The organism is Actinacidiphila glaucinigra (assembly GCF_900188405.1).
In the GTDB taxonomy this organism is placed as follows: Bacteria; Actinomycetota; Actinomycetes; order Streptomycetales; family Streptomycetaceae; genus Actinacidiphila; species Actinacidiphila glaucinigra.
On the sequence record NZ_FZOF01000057.1, the window covers coordinates 1 to 411 of the forward strand.

1 protein-coding gene is annotated in these 411 nt (G+C 66.9%); it reads right to left on the bottom strand.

Annotated elements, in window-relative coordinates; genetic code table 11:
* Window positions 1-411: transposase (locus tag CHF15_RS42870; RefSeq protein WP_143681783.1), on the bottom strand; the 411-nt coding region annotated here is incomplete at both ends.

A 411-nucleotide genomic window follows, 5' to 3' on the forward strand; every position in this document is an offset into this window, starting at 1 on the left:
GCCCGTTGGGGCTTTCTCAACCGAGCCCTCTCACGGATGCCCTGGAGATCCTCCAGGGCGATGCCGCGTGAGGTGCGTTCAGCCTCAGCCACGATGCGTTTCGAGATGGTGTGGTTCACGTCCGCGGCGAACCGCCGCTCGCGGCGGGCCCGCTTCTTCAGCAGCCGCTTCGTCGACTTCGTACACTTTCTTTGCAGCTTGGCTCGAAGTGCCGCCTGCCGGGCGCGGTACCGGTTCAACCGGCGGCCGGCCAGGACATCGCCGTCGGACGTCGTTGCGATGTTCACCATGCCGAGATCCACGCCGAGGAACCCGTCCGGGTCCTCGTTGAGCTCCGCCTCGGGGACCTCGCACGTCGCGAGAAGGTAGAACGCGCCGTCGCGTTCGACCAGGTCAGACTCGCCCTTGCGG